The 15,802-nt window shown below is 62.5% G+C and carries 23 protein-coding genes; 14 read left to right on the top strand and 9 right to left on the bottom strand.

Annotated features, from left to right (window positions below; genetic code table 11):
• Positions 1-57 precede the first annotated feature (57 nt).
• The 5 genes from LB532_RS19710 to LB532_RS19690 all read left to right on the top strand — a co-directional run bounded on the left by LB532_RS19710 (position 58) and on the right by LB532_RS19690 (position 2,163).
• Positions 58-339, top strand: coding sequence for a type II toxin-antitoxin system RelE/ParE family toxin (locus LB532_RS19710; protein ID WP_140639703.1), 282 nt, complete (start codon positions 58-60; stop codon positions 337-339).
• Between the two features lie 14 nt (positions 340-353).
• Complete coding sequence (locus tag LB532_RS19705) at positions 354-653, top strand: HigA family addiction module antitoxin (protein ID WP_140639704.1); 300 nt, start codon at positions 354-356, stop codon at positions 651-653.
• Between the two features lie 132 nt (positions 654-785).
• Entirely contained in the window at positions 786-968 is a 183-nt protein-coding gene (locus LB532_RS19700; protein ID WP_140639705.1) for a hypothetical protein, read from the top strand.
• Between the two features lie 154 nt (positions 969-1,122).
• On the top strand, positions 1,123-1,545 hold the full coding sequence (locus LB532_RS19695; RefSeq protein ID WP_140549884.1) for a VOC family protein: 423 nt from the start codon (positions 1,123-1,125) through the stop codon (positions 1,543-1,545).
• Positions 1,546-1,809: 264 nt separating this feature from the next.
• Positions 1,810-2,163: a DUF1428 domain-containing protein gene (locus tag LB532_RS19690; protein WP_140639706.1), complete on the top strand. Its 354-nt coding sequence runs from the start codon at positions 1,810-1,812 to the stop codon at positions 2,161-2,163.
• Positions 2,164-2,394: 231 nt separating this feature from the next.
• On the opposite strand, the gene LB532_RS19685 is transcribed toward LB532_RS19690, so the two are convergent.
• Together LB532_RS19685 and LB532_RS30075 are read right to left on the bottom strand one after the other, a co-directional pair.
• Entirely contained in the window at positions 2,395-4,071 is a 1,677-nt protein-coding gene (locus LB532_RS19685; RefSeq protein ID WP_140639707.1) for a tetratricopeptide repeat-containing sulfotransferase family protein, read from the bottom strand.
• A 187-nt stretch (positions 4,072-4,258) separates the two neighbouring features.
• Positions 4,259-4,381 (bottom strand): hypothetical protein, encoded by a 123-nt coding sequence (locus LB532_RS30075; protein ID WP_263487657.1) that lies wholly within the window; start codon positions 4,379-4,381, stop codon positions 4,259-4,261.
• A 37-nt stretch (positions 4,382-4,418) separates the two neighbouring features.
• On the opposite strand from LB532_RS30075, the gene LB532_RS19680 reads away from it, so the two are divergent.
• On the top strand, positions 4,419-4,595 hold the full coding sequence (locus LB532_RS19680; RefSeq protein WP_181169378.1) for a hypothetical protein: 177 nt from the start codon (positions 4,419-4,421) through the stop codon (positions 4,593-4,595).
• Between the two features lie 450 nt (positions 4,596-5,045).
• Here LB532_RS19680 and LB532_RS19675 read toward each other — a convergent pair whose 3' ends face one another.
• The gene (locus LB532_RS19675; RefSeq protein WP_140639709.1) at positions 5,046-5,453 is read right to left on the bottom strand and encodes a Kazal-type serine protease inhibitor family protein; all 408 of its coding nucleotides are present in this window, start codon (positions 5,451-5,453) and stop codon (positions 5,046-5,048) included.
• A gap of 582 nt (positions 5,454-6,035) precedes the next feature.
• Here LB532_RS19675 and LB532_RS19670 point away from each other — a divergent pair.
• The 3 genes from LB532_RS19670 to LB532_RS19660 all read left to right on the top strand — a co-directional run bounded on the left by LB532_RS19670 (position 6,036) and on the right by LB532_RS19660 (position 7,393).
• Entirely contained in the window at positions 6,036-6,248 is a 213-nt protein-coding gene (locus tag LB532_RS19670) for a cold-shock protein (RefSeq protein WP_006202520.1), read from the top strand.
• A 320-nt stretch (positions 6,249-6,568) separates the two neighbouring features.
• Complete coding sequence (locus LB532_RS19665; protein WP_006202521.1) at positions 6,569-6,781, top strand: cold-shock protein; 213 nt, start codon at positions 6,569-6,571, stop codon at positions 6,779-6,781.
• Between the two features lie 189 nt (positions 6,782-6,970).
• Positions 6,971-7,393: a BA14K family protein gene (locus LB532_RS19660; RefSeq protein ID WP_140639710.1), complete on the top strand. Its 423-nt coding sequence runs from the start codon at positions 6,971-6,973 to the stop codon at positions 7,391-7,393.
• Positions 7,394-7,481: 88 nt separating this feature from the next.
• On the opposite strand, the gene LB532_RS19655 is transcribed toward LB532_RS19660, so the two are convergent.
• The 3 genes from LB532_RS19655 to LB532_RS19645 form a co-directional block, all read right to left on the bottom strand.
• On the bottom strand, positions 7,482-8,120 hold the full coding sequence (locus tag LB532_RS19655; RefSeq protein WP_140639711.1) for an MBL fold metallo-hydrolase: 639 nt from the start codon (positions 8,118-8,120) through the stop codon (positions 7,482-7,484).
• Positions 8,121-8,248: 128 nt separating this feature from the next.
• Positions 8,249-8,566 (bottom strand): hypothetical protein, encoded by a 318-nt coding sequence (locus tag LB532_RS19650; protein WP_140639712.1) that lies wholly within the window; start codon positions 8,564-8,566, stop codon positions 8,249-8,251.
• A 146-nt stretch (positions 8,567-8,712) separates the two neighbouring features.
• A complete protein-coding gene (locus tag LB532_RS19645; protein ID WP_140639713.1) occupies positions 8,713-9,606 on the bottom strand; it encodes a branched-chain amino acid aminotransferase in 894 nt (297 codons plus the stop codon).
• 258 nt (positions 9,607-9,864) lie between these two features.
• Here LB532_RS19645 and LB532_RS19640 point away from each other — a divergent pair, with 258 nt between their 5' ends.
• The 4 genes from LB532_RS19640 to LB532_RS19625 all read left to right on the top strand — a co-directional run bounded on the left by LB532_RS19640 (position 9,865) and on the right by LB532_RS19625 (position 13,835).
• Positions 9,865-10,398, top strand: coding sequence for a MarR family winged helix-turn-helix transcriptional regulator (locus LB532_RS19640; protein ID WP_140639714.1), 534 nt, complete (start codon positions 9,865-9,867; stop codon positions 10,396-10,398).
• Positions 10,385-11,104 (top strand): response regulator, encoded by a 720-nt coding sequence (locus LB532_RS19635; protein ID WP_140549875.1) that lies wholly within the window; start codon positions 10,385-10,387, stop codon positions 11,102-11,104. Before LB532_RS19640 ends, LB532_RS19635 begins: the two co-directional genes overlap by 14 nt.
• A 44-nt stretch (positions 11,105-11,148) precedes the next feature.
• On the top strand, positions 11,149-12,564 hold the full coding sequence (locus tag LB532_RS19630) for an ATP-binding protein (RefSeq protein WP_140639715.1): 1,416 nt from the start codon (positions 11,149-11,151) through the stop codon (positions 12,562-12,564).
• A 248-nt stretch (positions 12,565-12,812) separates the two neighbouring features.
• Positions 12,813-13,835, top strand: a complete 1,023-nt coding sequence (locus LB532_RS19625; RefSeq protein WP_140639716.1) for a glycosyltransferase family 4 protein — start codon at positions 12,813-12,815, stop codon at positions 13,833-13,835.
• Between the two features lie 13 nt (positions 13,836-13,848).
• Here LB532_RS19625 and LB532_RS19620 read toward each other — a convergent pair whose 3' ends face one another.
• The 3 genes from LB532_RS19620 to LB532_RS19610 all read right to left on the bottom strand — a co-directional run bounded on the left by LB532_RS19620 (position 13,849) and on the right by LB532_RS19610 (position 15,344).
• Complete coding sequence (locus LB532_RS19620) at positions 13,849-14,208, bottom strand: tRNA-binding protein (RefSeq protein WP_140639717.1); 360 nt, start codon at positions 14,206-14,208, stop codon at positions 13,849-13,851.
• A 16-nt stretch (positions 14,209-14,224) separates the two neighbouring features.
• Positions 14,225-14,725: a YbjN domain-containing protein gene (locus LB532_RS19615; protein ID WP_127855850.1), complete on the bottom strand. Its 501-nt coding sequence runs from the start codon at positions 14,723-14,725 to the stop codon at positions 14,225-14,227.
• A gap of 316 nt (positions 14,726-15,041) precedes the next feature.
• Positions 15,042-15,344 (bottom strand): accessory factor UbiK family protein, encoded by a 303-nt coding sequence (locus LB532_RS19610; RefSeq protein ID WP_140516880.1) that lies wholly within the window; start codon positions 15,342-15,344, stop codon positions 15,042-15,044.
• A gap of 215 nt (positions 15,345-15,559) precedes the next feature.
• On the opposite strand from LB532_RS19610, the gene LB532_RS19605 reads away from it, so the two are divergent.
• Positions 15,560-15,799: a BrnA antitoxin family protein gene (locus LB532_RS19605; protein WP_140639718.1), complete on the top strand. Its 240-nt coding sequence runs from the start codon at positions 15,560-15,562 to the stop codon at positions 15,797-15,799.
• Positions 15,800-15,802 lie beyond the last annotated feature (3 nt).

Below are 15,802 nucleotides of genomic sequence, written 5' to 3'. Positions count from 1 at the left end.
ACGTTTTCTTGACTTTCGAAACGTATCGTGCGATGGTACGTCGATTGGATCCGGCAGGTGATACGCTCGTTCAGGGACAAGACCAGCGAAGCCGTATCGAACGGCAAGGCTCCAAAGGGTTTCCCCTCGGATCTTGTTCGATCGGCCCAGCGGAAGCTGTTCATGATCGACAATGCCGCGGAACTTGCGGATCTCAGGACGCCTCCTGGCAACAGGCTTGAGCCGCTGAAAGGCAAGCGCGCCGGTCAGCATTCGATCCGCATCAACGATCAGTTTCGCATCTGCTTTCGCTGGGTAGACGGACAAGCCGAGGATGTCGAGATAACCGACTACCATTGAGAGACAGGTTTCAAATGCTGAACATCAACCCGCCTATCCATCCCGGAGAAATTCTCCGCGAAGAATATCTCGCGCCGCTCGGCCTGAAGCCGTATACGTTGGCCAAAAAGCTGCATGTGCCGCGCACGCGCATCGAGCGCCTGGCCAACGAGGCAACACCGGTGACGCCCGACACCGCGCTGCGCCTGGCTAAGTTCTTTGGAACCACGCCACAGTTTTGGATGAACATGCAGGCCAGCTACGACCTCGCCGTCGAGGGAGAGGCCAAGAAGGCCGACCTCGAAACGATCGAGCGCATGGAGGCCGCGGTCTGAAGGAACGACGCCAGAGCAGCCTGTCTCAAGCCATCCGAAAAAGATTCAAGCAACCTGTCGGATCGCCAGAACCTGCCTCGTCCTTGGGGTGCCGACACAATGATGACGGCGCCAACCCAGGGAGAATGCATCATGTCCGTCCTTTCCTCCATCGGCCGCATCGCAACCCGATATGCGGCAGCGCGCGCCCGCCACCGTAGCGAGCGCATCCTGCTTTCGCTGCCGGTCGAACTGCGCAAGGACATCGGCTTTCCGGAACTTTTCGACGCGCAGAACAGCCGCCGCTCAGCCGCCGTCCCGGCCAAGGTCATATGACCGGCCGATCCATGCGTCTATCGCTTGAGTTTGCCGGTCGCCCGACCAGTCCGGGCCCGGCCCACGAGAAAAATTTCACGCCCATGTAGGACCGCCGTCCCCTCGCGCGTCCTATGGTCCGCAAGGCCAAAACAAACGTGAAGAGGAACACGCAATGACCGACCAGACCCCTGTTCAGCCCAAGGCGAAAGTGCTCGGCGGATTGACCCCCTATCTGCAGGTGGACGGCGCCTTCAAGGCTGCCGAATTTTACCAGAAGGCATTCGGCGCCAAGCAGGTCTTTTTCTACCCTGCGGACGAAAAAGGCCGCACCATGCACATCCATCTCCACATCAACGGTTCGACGCTGATGCTCTCTGACGCCTATCCCGAGCACGGCCATCCGCACCAGGCGCCGCAGGGCTACACGCTCCAGCTTCATCTCGGCAGCGACGAGATCGACGGCTGGTGGCAGCGAGCGGTCGATGCAGGCTGCGAGATCGTGACGCCGCTGCAGGTGATGTTCTGGGGCGACCGCTGGGGCCAGGTGCGCGATCCCTTCGGCATCGACTGGGCGATGAACGCACCGGTCAAGTAAGCTCTTTCACCTCGCCTCTTGTGGGGTGAGCAGCCGGTTCGCCGAAGGCGAATTCATCGTGCCAGTGGCACGATGAAAGGCCGGCGAACGCCGGGTCGCTGCGAAGCAGCGGGGACCTGGCAAGTGGATCGGCCACCACCCCGGCCCTTCGCGGGCTCAGGGCGTTCGAAGCTCGAAAAGCCAGGCAATTGGCTTTTCGTCCGCTAGCGCGGACCGCCCCACAAGCGGATAAGGAAGAACCGCCGTCAATCAAGGAGACCCTTAATGTCCTATGTCGATGGTTTCGTGCTTGCCGTGCCAAAGGCAAAACTCGACGACTACAAGAAGCTGGCCAACACCGCCGGCGCCGTCTGGAAGGAACACGGCGCGCTCGCCTATGTCGAGTGCGTCGGCGACGATGTGCCTTATGGCGAGGTCACGTCGTTTCCACGCGCCGTGCAGGCCAAGGACGACGAAGTCGTCATCTTTTCCTGGGTCGTCTACAAATCCAGGCAGGACCGCGACGCGGTCATGGCCAAGGTGATGGCCGATCCACGATTGCAGCCGGATATGTCGACAATGCCGTTCGACGGCAAGCGCATGATCTTCGGCGGCTTCCAGCCCTTCATGGAGCTGTAGCAGCTGGCGCGCGAGTTGGCAGATCGAAAACCTTGGAGATTGGCTTGAATCCCATCGCTTCGTCATCCTATGGCGGAGCAAGGAGCGAAGCGACGCGGCGCAGACCATAGGATCCATGCCGTGACGTTAAGGCGTTGAAACGGTGCAGAATTCTGCTCCGTTGCATCTTTCGATCGAGGTCGCGGCATGGATCCTAGGGTCTTCGCGACGGAGCTTCGCTCCTGCTTTGCCCTAGGATGACGAAGCTGAAGGGCTGATCTGCTGCCCGCGCGGCAAGTCCAGCCTATCCAGCAGCGGCTTCAGCCTGTCGCCGTAGCGCTTCCACAGGTCGACCGAGCCTTGATACATCGGCTGGCGCACCTGCGCGGCGGAAGCCGTACGCACCGGCCGGTCGGTCTGGTGGAACGACAGCACGGCATCGTCCCATGGCAGCCCGAGATAGTCGATCAGCGCCCGGCTCTGGCCGTCCTGGTCGGCGACGAAATCCTCGTAGCGCACATCGTGCACGACGCCGGGCAGCACCTGGTGCCAATGCGCCATGATGTCCGTGTAGAGATTGTGGAAATCGGCGAGTTCGCCCAGATCATAGCCGTACCGGTGGCTGTCGCCGCGGAAATGCACCTTGTAGATCGAAAGGCAGGTTGCCGCCGCATCGCGGGCGCAATGGATGATCCTGGCGTTCGGCATCATCATGTGGATGAAGCCGACAAGCAGGAAGTTGCCCGGCATCTTGTCGGTGACGTGGCGCATGTGCGGATAGCGGGCATGCAGCATGTCGAGATAGGCGCGTCCCGCCTCGGCAAAATCCGTATCGGGCGCATCCGAAACGCCCCAGGGGAAGCCGCCGGGTATGGTCGCCGGGAACTGCCTGCCGACCGCCGTCTTCAGGATGCCGAGCTCGCCGGCGCCGTAGACCTGCGGATGGCTGGCGATGATCTGCTCGACCAGGGTCGTGCCCGAACGGGGCATGCCGACGACGAAGATCGGCGTATCGTCGGAGATCGCGCTGGGCCTGTGCTTCTGGAAGAAATCCTTGTCGAACACCGTTTTCATAGCCTCGAATTCGGCGCGCGTCCTTTCGGCGTCGTAGTCGATGCCCTTGCGGCGGATGGCATTGCCTTCGGCGAAATAATCGAAGGCTCTGTTATAATCCTTCAGATCGTCATTGACCTTGCCGAGGCCGAAGGCAAGCTGCATGCGCGCCAGGCTGCCCGGCAGCGCCTTGGCGTGCTGGGCCTCCATCCCGGTCAGTTCGGCATCGCGCTCCTTCTGACGCTTGACCTGCGTCAGCATCAGCCAGGCGCGCGCCATGCCGGGGTCGACCGCCAGCGCCTGCCGGAACAGGTCGGCCGCCTCGTCAAGCTCGCCCTTTTCCATCAACCCGACGCCCAGCCCGTGCAGCAGTTCGGCGTCCTTCGGACGGATCGACAGCGCCTCGCGGAAGACGGCCAGCGCCTCGTCCAGGCGGCCCGCTTCCTGCAAGGTTTCGGCAAGCCCGATGCGGGCGCGGAAATGGAAGGGATTGCGCGCGACCGTGCCGCGATAGATCTCCTCGGCGCCGTCGAACTGGCCAAGTTGCTTCAGCGACGAGCCGAGATTGTCGCGCGCCGCGAGCTGGTCCGGCCGCAGCGCCACCGCGCCGCGGAAGAAGTCGGCGGCCGCCGCGACACGGCCGAGATCGCGCATCACCGTGCCGAGATTGTTGAGGAAATCCGGATTTTTCGGCTGCAAGCGCACCGATTGCTCCAGGAGACCGAGCCCCTCGGCGCTGCGCCCGGTCTGGTGCAGCAAAAGACCGAGGAAATGCGCAGCCGCCGCATGGTTGACCTTGTGCGTCAGCACTTGCCGATAGAGCGCCTCGGCCTCTTGCCGCCGCCCCGCCTGATGCAGTTGCAGCGCCCTCTGCACATGCTGGTCGAGACTCGACGGCGGCTGTCCGCCCGAGCCGGAGTTGGCGCCTGCACCCGCCGCTCGTCTCTGATCTCTGTTAATGGGAAACCTGCCGTGTTTGTCCGCCTGCCGCGATCTAGGCCATCGGCGCGGCGGGTTCAAGGCTTTGCTTGGTTTCTTGCGCTTGCCATCGGCGCGGACGAGATCAAATCAGCCGGTTGGTCTCGGCCGTCTGCCTGGCGCGCCGAACCGTTCCGTCAGTATCGGCGATCGTCCGCCTTTCCGCCTCGTCGCTCCTGACGGTCAGCCGCGCCGATTTGACGATCATAGGTTTGCCGGTACGCCCGAGGGCGACGGAATATGCGGTGGCCGGCCTGATGGGCGGGCTGATCGCTGGGGTATTGCCTCTTGAGCTTATCGCAGAAACCATGGTTTTTGTCCCTTTTGGAGAAAATAAAACGCAAATTTCGGGAGTGGACCCCAAAATGATTTTTGAGAATTTTTGGAAATATCGTCAAATCATAGCAGAGTTTTTCATATGAACTCAGCAATATTTTTCCTTTGGCTTACTTATTTTTTCAAATCTTCTTGCCCGAAGCCGAAGTCGAAGAGCTGATTGCGGACGACTTCTACCGCGCCCGTCCCTGCCGGAGAATCTCCCTGGCGGAATAACGCATCATGGAGGCGTCCTTGAATTTCGTCATCGAGTTTTACCGATCGCGCGAAGCCGAGGAAGCGACGCTCGACAAGGTGCGCTGGAAGCGCCTACCCTGCGCGCCGCCTGGCAGGGCGCCACCGCGCTCTTCCATACGCTCGCAATGCCGCAAATCCCCGACCCCGTGCGCATCTGCGATGAGCACGGCAGCGAGCTTTACGCCGGGCCAGCCGACGGGGCATACCCATCCGCGTTGTAACCGTCACACGTCCCCGAAATTTGTTTTAGACGGCATCCGCGTTTTCCCAAAGTGCGGAAAAGACGAACACCCGGCCTTTCAGCAGCGGCCCCCGCCAACGATGCGGTAGTCGGCGGCGCGTGCCTCGCAGGCGTTGGGGAAGGTTCGCAACTCGCCGCCCCGCCGGGCGCAGACCGGCGCGTATTCGCGGGTGCAGAAGGTCTGCTCGCCGCCACCCCCGCTGCCACCGTCACGGCAGGGACCGTCGCGCACGATGCGATAACCCGCCCGGTCGGCAAGACAGGCATTGGCGAAGGTCTGGCGGTCGCCACCGCGCCGGGCGCAGACCGGCTCGTACTGCTTGGTGCAGAATTGCGGTCCCGGCCGCGGCGGCCGTGGCCGCGGTCCCGGGCCGTCGTCGACGACCACTGTACAGGCGGCAAGAACAGCCGACAGGAACAGGATGACAAAACCCTGTCGCGAGAAGATTGCCGCAAGAAACCTCATGATCGTCGCTCCCTCAATCCCCGTCCCGCTGCGTGTTGCTCGAAATACGCAGCGGTTCGGGACAATGATATTCACGAAGCAAAGGCCCCAAACCAGTCGCGCTGTTGCGATCCTCCTCATTCCATCGCCGATTGCAACCCTCGTTTGCAGTCTTTCGGCATGAAAACCGGCGCCCGGATCTGTCCTGGCGCCTCGCACCGCCAGCCGTCGCCGCCGCTGGCCCATGCGTGACGGGGCTGTGGCCGATGACCCCTGAAGCAACGAGGCCTATTTGCGGCTCGTCGACGCTCGGATTGGTCGATTCATGCGTCGGGATGCGCCCATCGGGCCGGCCCGCGGCGCTATCTTGCAACCTTCACGTTTCCGTGCGATAAATTCCGTGTTCGGGCATTTGCGACCCGGAGAGCGGAACGTTTTGGACGACCTTTCCCCGATACTGTGAATCTCTGACGGCCCCGTTTTTCGGCGGGGGGTTTGACCATGCGCCAATGCATGACTGCCGAAAGCTACCACCGGGAACTGCCCTCGACGCAAGGTGGCGGGCAGGACCATCAAGACTGAACGGGTGAAGGAGTTTCCCCAATGGCCCAGACCGGCACCGTTAAATTCTTCAACGCGACCAAAGGCTTCGGTTTCATCACGCCCGACGGTGGCGCCAAGGACGTATTCGTCCACATTTCCGCGATCGAGGCCTCGGGCCTGCGCACGCTCGTCGACGGCCAGAAGGTCACCTTCGACGTCGAGCCGGACCGCATGGGCAAGGGCCCCAAGGCCGTCAATCTCCGCGCCGCCTGAGCCATCGGCCAGCCGCACGCCCTTCCTGGCCGTGCGACCGAGGCTCCGAAGCTTGAATGACTTCGGAAGAGGCAAACGAATTTTGAAGGCGCGGCGATTTTCGTCGCGCCCTTTTCATGTCGCAGCGCAGCGAAAATGCCGTCGCCTCAAAGTGGATCCGGTGTCGGGTCAACGACATGCATCATAAAAAACTTGAAGCGCGACGCGCTTCAAGTGCCCGCAAAACTTTCTCTTGCCGATGACGCTAAAATAAAGGACAAATTTCCATTCGGGCATTTGCCGGCCCGAGACTGGAGTTTATGGGATCAAAGGAGCTTCCCATGCCGCAGACCGGCACCGTCAAATTCTTCAACCATGCCAAGGGGTTCGGCTTCATCACACCGGATGATGGCGCGAAGGATGTCTTCGTTCATATTTCGGCCGTGCAGGCGTCGGGTCTTCCCGGTCTTGAGGATGGGCAGAAAGTGACATTCGACACCGAGCCTGACAAGCGCGGCAAGGGTCCCAAGGCCGTCAACCTGTCGATCGGCTGAGCCTGCTCCGGACGGCGGCGGTTCTGGCACGACAGCTTCGCTCCCTGGAGGGTTCGATATTTGATGCCCGTGGCCTCCGGTCAGGCAAAAATTCGTTCAGCCCCCGTTCAGCCACGGTCTCATATTAATCTTTCCTAAAGCCGGACCGCATCCCCGGAATTCGTACGGGCCGGCACGAAGGAGATCGACATGAACCGAATTTTCAAGACAGCCGTGCTGTCCGCCGCAGTGGTCGCCTCAATGCTCGTGGCCTTGCCCGCGGCCAACGCCGATGATTGGCGTCATCACCGCCACCACGGCCATGGCGACGCTGTTGCCGCCGGTGTGCTCGGCCTCGCCGCAGGCGCACTGATCGGCGGCGCGTTGGCCAACCAGCAGCCGCCGCCCCGCGACTACTACGATGACGGCTATTACGATCGCGATGTGCGGATACGCCCGGCGCCGGTCCGCCGCTACTATGCCGAACCGCAAGTGGTCTACGCCGACCGTTATGCCGAACCGTGGACGCGTGGCTGGTACGACTATTGCTCCGACCGGTACCGCACCTTCAACCCCCGCACCGGCACTTTCACCGGCAATGATGGCGAGCAGCATTTCTGCACCGCCAACTGATCAAGGGCTTCCCTGCCCCAACAAGAAGCGCTGACCGCAAGGCCGGCGCTTTTTTGTCACGCCGGCACCGGCTTCGGCGCGACGCGCTTCACGTCAAAAACGGATTGCTCCGCCGCTCCTCGCCGAAACGCCCGCCCGGACCGTGGCCGCAGATGAAGCCGATGTCGTCGCCGAGCGGCAAAAGCTTGTCCTTGATCGAGGCGATGAGTGCCGCATGATCGCCGCCCGGCAGGTCGGTGCGCCCGACCGAGCCGCGAAACAGCACGTCGCCGACATGGGCGAATTTGGCCGCGCGGTTGTAATAGACGACATGGCCGGGCGCGTGGCCGGGGCAATGCAGCACCTCGAAGAGATGCGAGCCGAACGAGACCGTCTCGCCTTCGGTGAGAAACCGGTCGGGCACGCAGTTGCGCACGCCGGCAATGCCATAGCGCCTGCCCTGGTTCTCGAGATTGTCGAGCAACATCCTGTCGGCTTCGTGCGGGCCGATGATCTCGACCCCGAGCGCTTCCTTCAGCTCCATCGCGCCGCCAGCATGGTCGATATGACCATGCGTGATCCAGATCGCACCGGCCGATATCGCATTGTCCTTCAGCGCTGCCAGCACCTTGTCGATATCGCCGCCCGGGTCGACGACGACACCGTGCTTGTCGTCCATGTCGAACAGGATCGTGCAATTCTGCTGGAAGGGCGTGACCGGCACGATGCCGGCATTGAGCTGACCCATGATCGTCCTTTCGATGTTCACGCGGTGATGTAGAGGCGCGAACGAAGGGCGTCCACCGCTGAAAGGCAAACAGCCCAAAAGAAATGGGCGGCCGAAGCCGCCCATTTGGCCAGCCCGAGATCGCAGGCTTACTTCTTCATGGCGCCCATGACCGCGCCGATTATGCCCGTCAGGATCGCGCCGCCGCCGGCGCCGCCGACTATGTTCTGCAAGTTGAGCGCACTGCCGAGGCCGCTGGTCGCCGCCGCGGCTGCGTCAGGAGTGATCGCACCGCCGCCGAGCAGGCTGCCGAGGATCGCCGCTCCGCCGACGCCCCCAATGGCGCCGCCCAGGATCTTGGGAAGCTGCCCCATCGCCGCCGTCTTGATCGCCGCGCCGACCGCCTGACCACCGATGATGCCTGTAATGATCTGAACGATGATCGGAAGAAGCGTATTCATGTCCATCTTACCAGTCCCTCCATAGCTGCCAGCCTCCCGGGCCGACACCATCATGGAGACGCTGAATTCGGCGAAAGTCAAATGCAGAAACGCTGAAATAAAAGGGGCGGCCCGAAAACCGCCCCTGCTTGCGCGAAAAGCTGTGACTTTCGTTATTCTGCGGCGATCGCGTGCTTCGGCTGAACGGCCGCAGAATAGTCATTCATCAGCGTCTTGGCGATCTCGCCGACCTCGAATCGGTACGGCCCGATCTCCGAAACCGGGGTCACCTCCGCTGCCGTTCCAGTCAGGAAGCACTGCTCGAAGCCCTCGAGTTCTTCCGGCATGATTGCGCGCTCCACCACCTCCAGGCTGCGGTCCTTGGCGAGGCCGATGACCGTGCGGCGGGTGATGCCGTCAAGGAAGCAGTCCGGCTTGGGCGTGTGGATCCTGCCCTCCTTGATGAAGAAGATGTTGGCGCCGGTGGCTTCCGCGACCTGGCCGCGCCAGTCGAGCATCATGGCGTCGGCATAGCCTTTGGCCTCGGCGGCATGCTTGGACATGGTGCAGATCATGTAGAGGCCTGCAGCCTTCGATTTGGACGGCGCCGTGCGCGGGTCGGGCCGGCGCCACTCGGCCACGTCGAGACGGATGCCTTTCAGCTTCTGCGCCGGATCGAAGTAGCTCGGCCATTGCCAGATGGCGATGGCGCAATTGATGCGGTTGTTCTGCGCCGAAACGCCCATCTGCTCGCTGCCGCGCCAGGCGATCGGCCTGACATAGGCGTCCTTGAAGCCCTGCTTCTTCAGCAGGGTACTGGAGGCGTCGTTGAGCTCGGCCACCGAATAGGGGATCTTGAAGCCGAGCAACCGCGCCGATTCATGCAGGCGCTCGGTATGCTCGTTGAGCTTGAATATCTCGCCGCCATAGGCGCGCTCGCCCTCGAACACCGCGCTGGCATAGTGCAGGCCGTGGGTCAGCACATGGATCTTGGCCTCGCCCCATTGCACGAACTCGCCATTCATCCAAATGAAGCCGTCCAGTTGATCGAAGGGAACGGATGCCATGGTAACCTCCCGCGGGCGGCAGCCCGCATATCGTTGTTCGTTGCGTGCTCTTGTCGGCTGCGCCATCTGGTTGGGGCGCCTGCCGCTGTCTGGAAAGGTAGGCGGATAATCGTGCTCTGGCAAACTCAGGAAGTTCCGGAAAACCCGGCCTGTCTTGCCTTTTCGTTCGCAATCCGCCCAAAACCTTGTCAAAAATTACCATTGCAGTGAAATTACGTCAATAGTACTGACATAATCTTCCCTGCCCATGGAGAAAAGATGACGGATCGAAGCCGAGCAGCCGGGACACCGATCAGGACCGCGATGTCAGCCGAGGATGGCATTGATTTCGCCCTCATCGAGCTGTTTTTCTTCGCCTATCGCGATTTCACTTCGGATCCCGATCAGATCCTGGCCGACTATGGCTTCGGCCGCGCCCACCACAGGGTACTGCATTTCGTCAACCGCAGGCCGGGCCTGACTGTCGCCGAACTGCTCGATGTCTTGAAGATCACCAAGCAGAGCCTGGCGCGCGTGCTGAAGCAGCTGATCGACACCGATCATGTCGTGCAGCTGCAAGGGCCGCGCGACCGTCGCCAGCGCGAACTGTATCCGACCGCCAAGGGCCGCGCGCTGGCGCTGGCGCTGGCGCGGCCACAGTCGCGCCGCATCCATGCTGCATTGGAAGATTCCGGAGCCGCCGAACGGACCCAGGTGGAACGCTTCCTCGAAGCAATGGTCAATCCGGAACTGAGAGCCCAGATCGACGTTGGGTCCGCAAAAATGTCAGGGAAAAGCCATGGAGAGCACTGAACGCGCTGATCACGCGGCCGCACCGGACGACGATGCGCCGCATCTGCTTGTGGTCGATGACGACACCCGCATCCGCAACCTGCTCAAGCAATATCTGACCGAGAACGGTTTTCGCGTCACCGTCGCCGGCACTTCGGGCGAAGCCCGGCGCAAACTCGCCGGCCTCGACTTCGATCTTCTTGTGCTGGACGTGATGATGCCCGGCGAAAACGGCGTCGATCTGACCAAGGCGCTACGGGCCGAGAAGAACGTGCCGATCCTGATGCTGACGGCGCTGTCGGAGACCGACAGCCGCATCACCGGCCTGGAGGCCGGCGCCGACGATTATCTGCCAAAGCCTTTCGATCCGCGCGAATTGATCCTGCGCATCAACAACATCCTGCGCCGCGGCGGCCCTGCGACCACGCCCAAAGTCGAGCAGCTCGTCTTCGGTCCCTACACATTCCAGATCGCCAGGCGCGAATTGAAGCGTGGCGGCGAGGCGCTGAAGCTGACCGATCGCGAGCAGGAGATCCTGGCGATATTCGCCGCGCGCGCCGGCGAAACCATCCCGCGCCACGAACTGGTCGGCGACGAATCGGATGTCGGCGAGCGCACCATCGACGTCCAGATCAATCGGCTGCGCCGCAAGATCGAGCGCGATCCCTCCAATCCGGTCTGGCTGCAGACGGTCCGCGGTATTGGGTATCGGCTCAGCGTCGAATAGACTACCGCCTTCGGCCTGGCGGCCACGGAGCGAGCGAAAGGTGAATGGCGACCACGGAACTGGAACAGCCGGAATCTGACGGCTTGAGCACGCGCTCCACACGGCTGCTCAAGAGGGTTCCGCGCGTCTGGAACCGGTTCTGGCGCCTCGTTTCGCTCTACATGCCCAAGCGCCTCTACGCGCGCTCGCTGATCATCGTCATCGCACCGATGATCCTGCTGCAATCGGTGGTCGCTTTCGTCTTCATGGAGCGGCATTGGGCGACCGTGACGCAGCGCCTGTCACAGGCGACCGTGCGCGACATCGCCGCCATCATCGACCTGATCGAGACCTATCCGCACGACGCCGACTACGCCAACATGATCCGCATCGCCCAGGACCGCATGCAGTTGAAGGTCGACCTCCTGCCGCCCGACCCGCTGCCGCCGCCCGGGCCAAAGCCGTTCTTCTCCATCCTCGACGACGTTCTCTCCGCCGAGATCACCCGCCAGATCAACCGGCCGTTCTGGATCGATACGGTCGGCAACTCCAACATCATCGAGGTCCGCGTCCAGCTCGAAGGCAAGGTGTTGCGCGTCTTCGTGCGCCGCAGCCAGGCCTATGCTTCGAACACGCACATCTTCCTGATCTGGATGGTCGGCACCTCGCTGGTGCTGCTGATGATCGCCATTCCCTTCCTGCGCAACCAGATCCGGCCGATCCTGACGCTGGCCGAAGCCGCCGAAAGCTTCGGCAAGGGCCGGCCGATGCCGCGTGATTTCCGCCCGCGCGGCGCGGAAGAGGTCCGCCGCGCCGGCTTTGCCTTCATCCAGATGCGCGAGCGCATCGAGCGCCAGATCGAACAGCGCACCGCCATGCTCACCGGCGTCAGCCATGACCTCAGAACCATCCTCACCCGCTTCAAGCTGCAGCTGGCGCTGGCGGGCGGCAAGGCCGAGACCAAGGCCGCGCTCAACCAGGACATCGACGACATGCAGTCGATGCTCGAAGGCTATCTCGCCTTCGCCCGTGGCGAGGCCTCGGAAGACACCGGGCGCTTCGATCTCGAAGCCTATTTCCAGAAGCTGAGCGAGGAAGCTCGGTTGCGCAAATGCAAATTGTCGACGACGCTTTCCGGCGATCCGACCGTGCATGTGCGGCCGAACGCCTTCGCCAGGCTGATGTCGAATGTCATCGGCAACGCCTTCCGCTACGCCAAGACGGTGGAGGTGGCCGCCAATCATGGCCGCGGCTCGCTCGTGGTGACCATCGACGATGACGGTCCGGGCATTCCGGCCGAAAAGCGCGAAGAGGTGTTCAAACCCTTCATGCGGCTCGACGAGGCCCGCAATCTCGATGCCAGCGGCACTGGCCTCGGCCTGTCGATCGCCCGCGACATCGCCCGCAGCCATGGCGGCGACATCACGCTCGACGTCAGCCCGCTCGGCGGCTTGCGCGCCGTGATCAAGGTTCCGGCCTGACAGGGATTCAATCGCAGGAAGCGGAAACCGTTTCCGGACGAGGTCATGCTTGGCCGATTTCATTGGCCCGTCATGAAACCATGCTGAAGAGCGCGCATGAAGCGCGCGACCTCACTTGATTCGAGCCCGCCGTCTCACTTCGATCCCGTGCCCGCCCGGGTGCGCTGGAGCGAAGCGAGGGCCGCAGGCTGGTCGCCGTCCCGGCATCGTACCGAAGCAACCGCCGACCTTTCGAGCAAAGGCCCGCCATGCGCATATTGATGGTCACCGACGCCTGGCGCCCACAGGTCAACGGCGTCGTCCACACGCTGGAGCGGCTCACCGAGACGCTGAAATCGTTCGATGTTGCGGTGGATTTCCTGACGCCCAATATCTTTCACACTTTGCCTTTGCCGACCTATCCCGATATCCGCCTGGCGCTGACCACGCCAGGTCACGTCGCGCGCCTGATCGAGGCCTATAAGGCAGACCACATCCACATCGTCACCGAAGGTCCGCTCGGCATCATGGCGCGGCGCTACTGCCGCAATGCCGGCCGGCCGTTTACCACCAGCTACCACACGCGCTTTCCCGAATATCTCAGCGCCCGGCTGCCGGTGCCGGAAAGCTGGGCCTATCGCTGGCTGCGCGATTTCCACAATTCCGGCCAGGGCACGCTGGTCGCGACGCGGTCGCTGGCGGATGATCTTGCAGCGCGCGGCTTCAACAAGCTGAGACCATGGACGCGCGGCGTCGATACCGATCATTTCCGGCCCGACAAGAGGAAGGATCTCGGCTTCCCCGGCCCGTTGTTCCTCTGTGTCGGCCGCGTCGCCATCGAGAAGAACCTCTCCGCCTTCCTCGATCTCGACCTGCCCGGCAGCAAGGTGATTGTCGGCGAGGGCCCGGAACTGGCGAAGCTCAAGGCGCGCTACCCAGCCGCGCATTTCCTTGGCCACCGCCCCAACGACGAACTGGCCGAAATCTACGCCTCGGCCGACGTCTTCGTCTTTCCGAGCCGCACCGACACTTTCGGCAACGTCATCATCGAAGCGCTGGCCAGCGGCACGCCGGTCGCCGCCTTTCCGGTCACGGGACCGATCGACATCGTCGGCGACGGCTTCGGCGGCGCGGTCTCCAACGACCTGCGCGAAGCCTCGCTCGCCGCCCTCGATGTCGACCGCGCCCAGGCGCGCGAACGCGCCATGCGCTACAGCTGGAAAGCCTGTGCGGAAATGTTTCTCGATACGGTCCAGGAGGCTCTGGGCACGACGCGGAAACTGGCGGCCTGACGCTCCCTCTCGGCTAAAACAGCCGCCCGCCGTCCGGCACCTTGCGCTCGATGGCGCCGAGCACCACGGCGCCCTCCTCGTCGGGAAAGCCGAGCGTCAGCACTTCCGACATGAATGGCCCGATCTGGCGCGGCGGAAAATTGACCACCGCGAACACCTGCCGGCCGATCAGCGTCTCGGGCGTATAATATTTGGTGATCTGCGCCGACGATTTCTTCACCCCGATCTTGGGGCCGAAATCGATCTTGAGCTTGAACGCCGGCTTGCGCGCCTGCGGAAACGGTTCGGCCTCGACGATCGTGCCGGCGCGGATGTCGACACGATCGAAATCGGCGAAACTGATCTCGGGCTTGCGCTCGCTGCTTGAACTCATGTCGAAACCAGTCTGGTCAGGCGTTGCCGAACGTCTCGAACAGCACCCCGGCCAGCGCGTCCTTGGCCGATGTGCCGGACCAGACGACGAACTGGAATGCCTGGAAGTAGCATTCGCAGGCCTCCAGCGCCGACGACAGCAGCACCTCGACCTGCTGGCTCGAAGGCTCGACCCCGCCGGCCAGAAGCAGCGACTGGCGAAACATGATCGCGCCTTCCTGCTCCCACAGGTCGAAATGGCCGAACAGCATCTGTTCGTTGATCAGCGACAACAGCCGCATCACTTCCAGCGCGCGGGCCTCGGGCACCTTGATGTCGAAGGCGCAGGCCAGATGCAGCGCCTCGAAATCTTCCATCCACGAGAAGGAGACGTGATAGTCGGTCCAGCTTCCGGCGACCGAGATCGAGATTTCGTCGTCGCCGGCCCGTTCGAAGGACCAGTCATTGTTGTGGGCCACCTGCTCAATGACATCCACCGGATGGATTTCGCGGGAGAATTCGAGTTCGAGAAGTTCCATGGAATGCTTCCTGTGTTCAGGGGAGCGCCACACGCTCCGCGGGGCACACACGACGAACAATCTGATCTAGAACTCGGACGGCCAGGACTTCTCGACGCAAAGACCCCAGACCGGACCCCACCGCCCGGCGCATGACCCTGCTCCGAATCATGCAACAAATTCAGTCTATTGATCGGGAGTCGCGTGAACAGCCCAATTTTTCGCGCTGCGTCATTCGCATGTGGAAAGGCGCTGTCGCACAGAGTCACGCAATGCCGGTAAGCGATTCACGGCAAAGCGCTTTTCAGGCTGGTGCTTTGTGGAAAAGTTTAACGAATTATTTTTTCGGCCTGGGCTTTGCGGAAGCCGCAGGTGTGGCCTGCCCGGTCAGTTCGGCAAGCCTGGCCTCAAGCGCCTCGATGCGGTCGACAAGGCGAGCATTCTCTTCCCTGGCCTTGGCGGCCATCTCGCGCGCGGCCTCGAATTCCTCGCGCTGCACCACATCCATCGAATTCAGGATACGTTCGGCCTGTCCCTTGAAGGCGGTCTCCACCTCGCGCCGCACGCCCTGCGCGGCGCCCGCGGCATCGGTCATCAGCTTGGCGAATTCGTCGAGAATGCGGTTCGGTCCGGTCGACATGGCAAATCCTCGGTTGCTGAAATTGAGTTAGTAGCGCCGCGCGCCGAATGCAAGAACGTTGAGGGTTGCCGCGCTGTCTGCGTTGCTGTGGCGCATGGCAGTGCCATTCCTGTAAGAAGCTCTCAGACGGCGCCAGAGCTGTACTTGAGGGCGCCAGGTCGCCTATTGTGTTCTCGTCTCGTATTGCCTCAAACACACTTCAGTCAGGGTCACCAATGGCAACCCCTCCGCGCCGACCGACCAATCCGATGGCAGCCGCCGAAGCTGCCTTCAAACCGGTGAAGAAGCCGGCACCGCCAATTCGCGAAGCTTCGACCGCGCCGGATGTCCGCGAGCTTGTTTCGATCCGGATCGACCGGGCCGTGCTCGACCACTTCCAGGAAGATGGCCCCGGCTGGCAGGACAGGATCAACGACGCGTTGCGGCAGTTGGTGGCCGCCAAGCCAAGGGATTGAGCT

It is taken from the genome of Mesorhizobium sp. ESP-6-2 (assembly GCF_020164675.1).
Taxonomy (GTDB): Bacteria; Pseudomonadota; Alphaproteobacteria; order Rhizobiales; family Rhizobiaceae; genus Mesorhizobium.
The sequence above is the reverse complement of the archived record's forward strand: the minus strand, read 5'-3'. Positions and strand labels throughout refer to the sequence as shown.

Coding starts and splice junctions, on each gene's coding strand:
- LB532_RS30075 (WP_263487657.1), bottom strand. CDS start 4,381: ATGATCGTCAAATCGGCGCGGCTGACCGTCAGGAGCGACGAGGCGGAA.
- LB532_RS19605 (WP_140639718.1), top strand. CDS start 15,560: ATGGCAACCCCTCCGCGCCGACCGACCAATCCGATGGCAGCCGCCGAA.
- LB532_RS19695 (WP_140549884.1), top strand. CDS start 1,123: ATGACCGACCAGACCCCTGTTCAGCCCAAGGCGAAAGTGCTCGGCGGA.
- LB532_RS19645 (WP_140639713.1), bottom strand. CDS start 9,606: ATGGCATCCGTTCCCTTCGATCAACTGGACGGCTTCATTTGGATGAAT.
- LB532_RS19675 (WP_140639709.1), bottom strand. CDS start 5,453: ATGAGGTTTCTTGCGGCAATCTTCTCGCGACAGGGTTTTGTCATCCTG.
- LB532_RS19640 (WP_140639714.1), top strand. CDS start 9,865: ATGACGGATCGAAGCCGAGCAGCCGGGACACCGATCAGGACCGCGATG.
- LB532_RS19655 (WP_140639711.1), bottom strand. CDS start 8,120: ATGGGTCAGCTCAATGCCGGCATCGTGCCGGTCACGCCCTTCCAGCAG.
- LB532_RS19665 (WP_006202521.1), top strand. CDS start 6,569: ATGCCGCAGACCGGCACCGTCAAATTCTTCAACCATGCCAAGGGGTTC.
- LB532_RS19635 (WP_140549875.1), top strand. CDS start 10,385: ATGGAGAGCACTGAACGCGCTGATCACGCGGCCGCACCGGACGACGAT.
- LB532_RS19700 (WP_140639705.1), top strand. CDS start 786: ATGTCCGTCCTTTCCTCCATCGGCCGCATCGCAACCCGATATGCGGCA.
- LB532_RS19650 (WP_140639712.1), bottom strand. CDS start 8,566: ATGGACATGAATACGCTTCTTCCGATCATCGTTCAGATCATTACAGGC.
- LB532_RS19610 (WP_140516880.1), bottom strand. CDS start 15,344: ATGTCGACCGGACCGAACCGCATTCTCGACGAATTCGCCAAGCTGATG.
- LB532_RS19690 (WP_140639706.1), top strand. CDS start 1,810: ATGTCCTATGTCGATGGTTTCGTGCTTGCCGTGCCAAAGGCAAAACTC.
- LB532_RS19630 (WP_140639715.1), top strand. CDS start 11,149: ATGGCGACCACGGAACTGGAACAGCCGGAATCTGACGGCTTGAGCACG.
- LB532_RS19615 (WP_127855850.1), bottom strand. CDS start 14,725: ATGGAACTTCTCGAACTCGAATTCTCCCGCGAAATCCATCCGGTGGAT.
- LB532_RS19660 (WP_140639710.1), top strand. CDS start 6,971: ATGAACCGAATTTTCAAGACAGCCGTGCTGTCCGCCGCAGTGGTCGCC.
- LB532_RS19670 (WP_006202520.1), top strand. CDS start 6,036: ATGGCCCAGACCGGCACCGTTAAATTCTTCAACGCGACCAAAGGCTTC.
- LB532_RS19705 (WP_140639704.1), top strand. CDS start 354: ATGCTGAACATCAACCCGCCTATCCATCCCGGAGAAATTCTCCGCGAA.
- LB532_RS19620 (WP_140639717.1), bottom strand. CDS start 14,208: ATGAGTTCAAGCAGCGAGCGCAAGCCCGAGATCAGTTTCGCCGATTTC.
- LB532_RS19625 (WP_140639716.1), top strand. CDS start 12,813: ATGCGCATATTGATGGTCACCGACGCCTGGCGCCCACAGGTCAACGGC.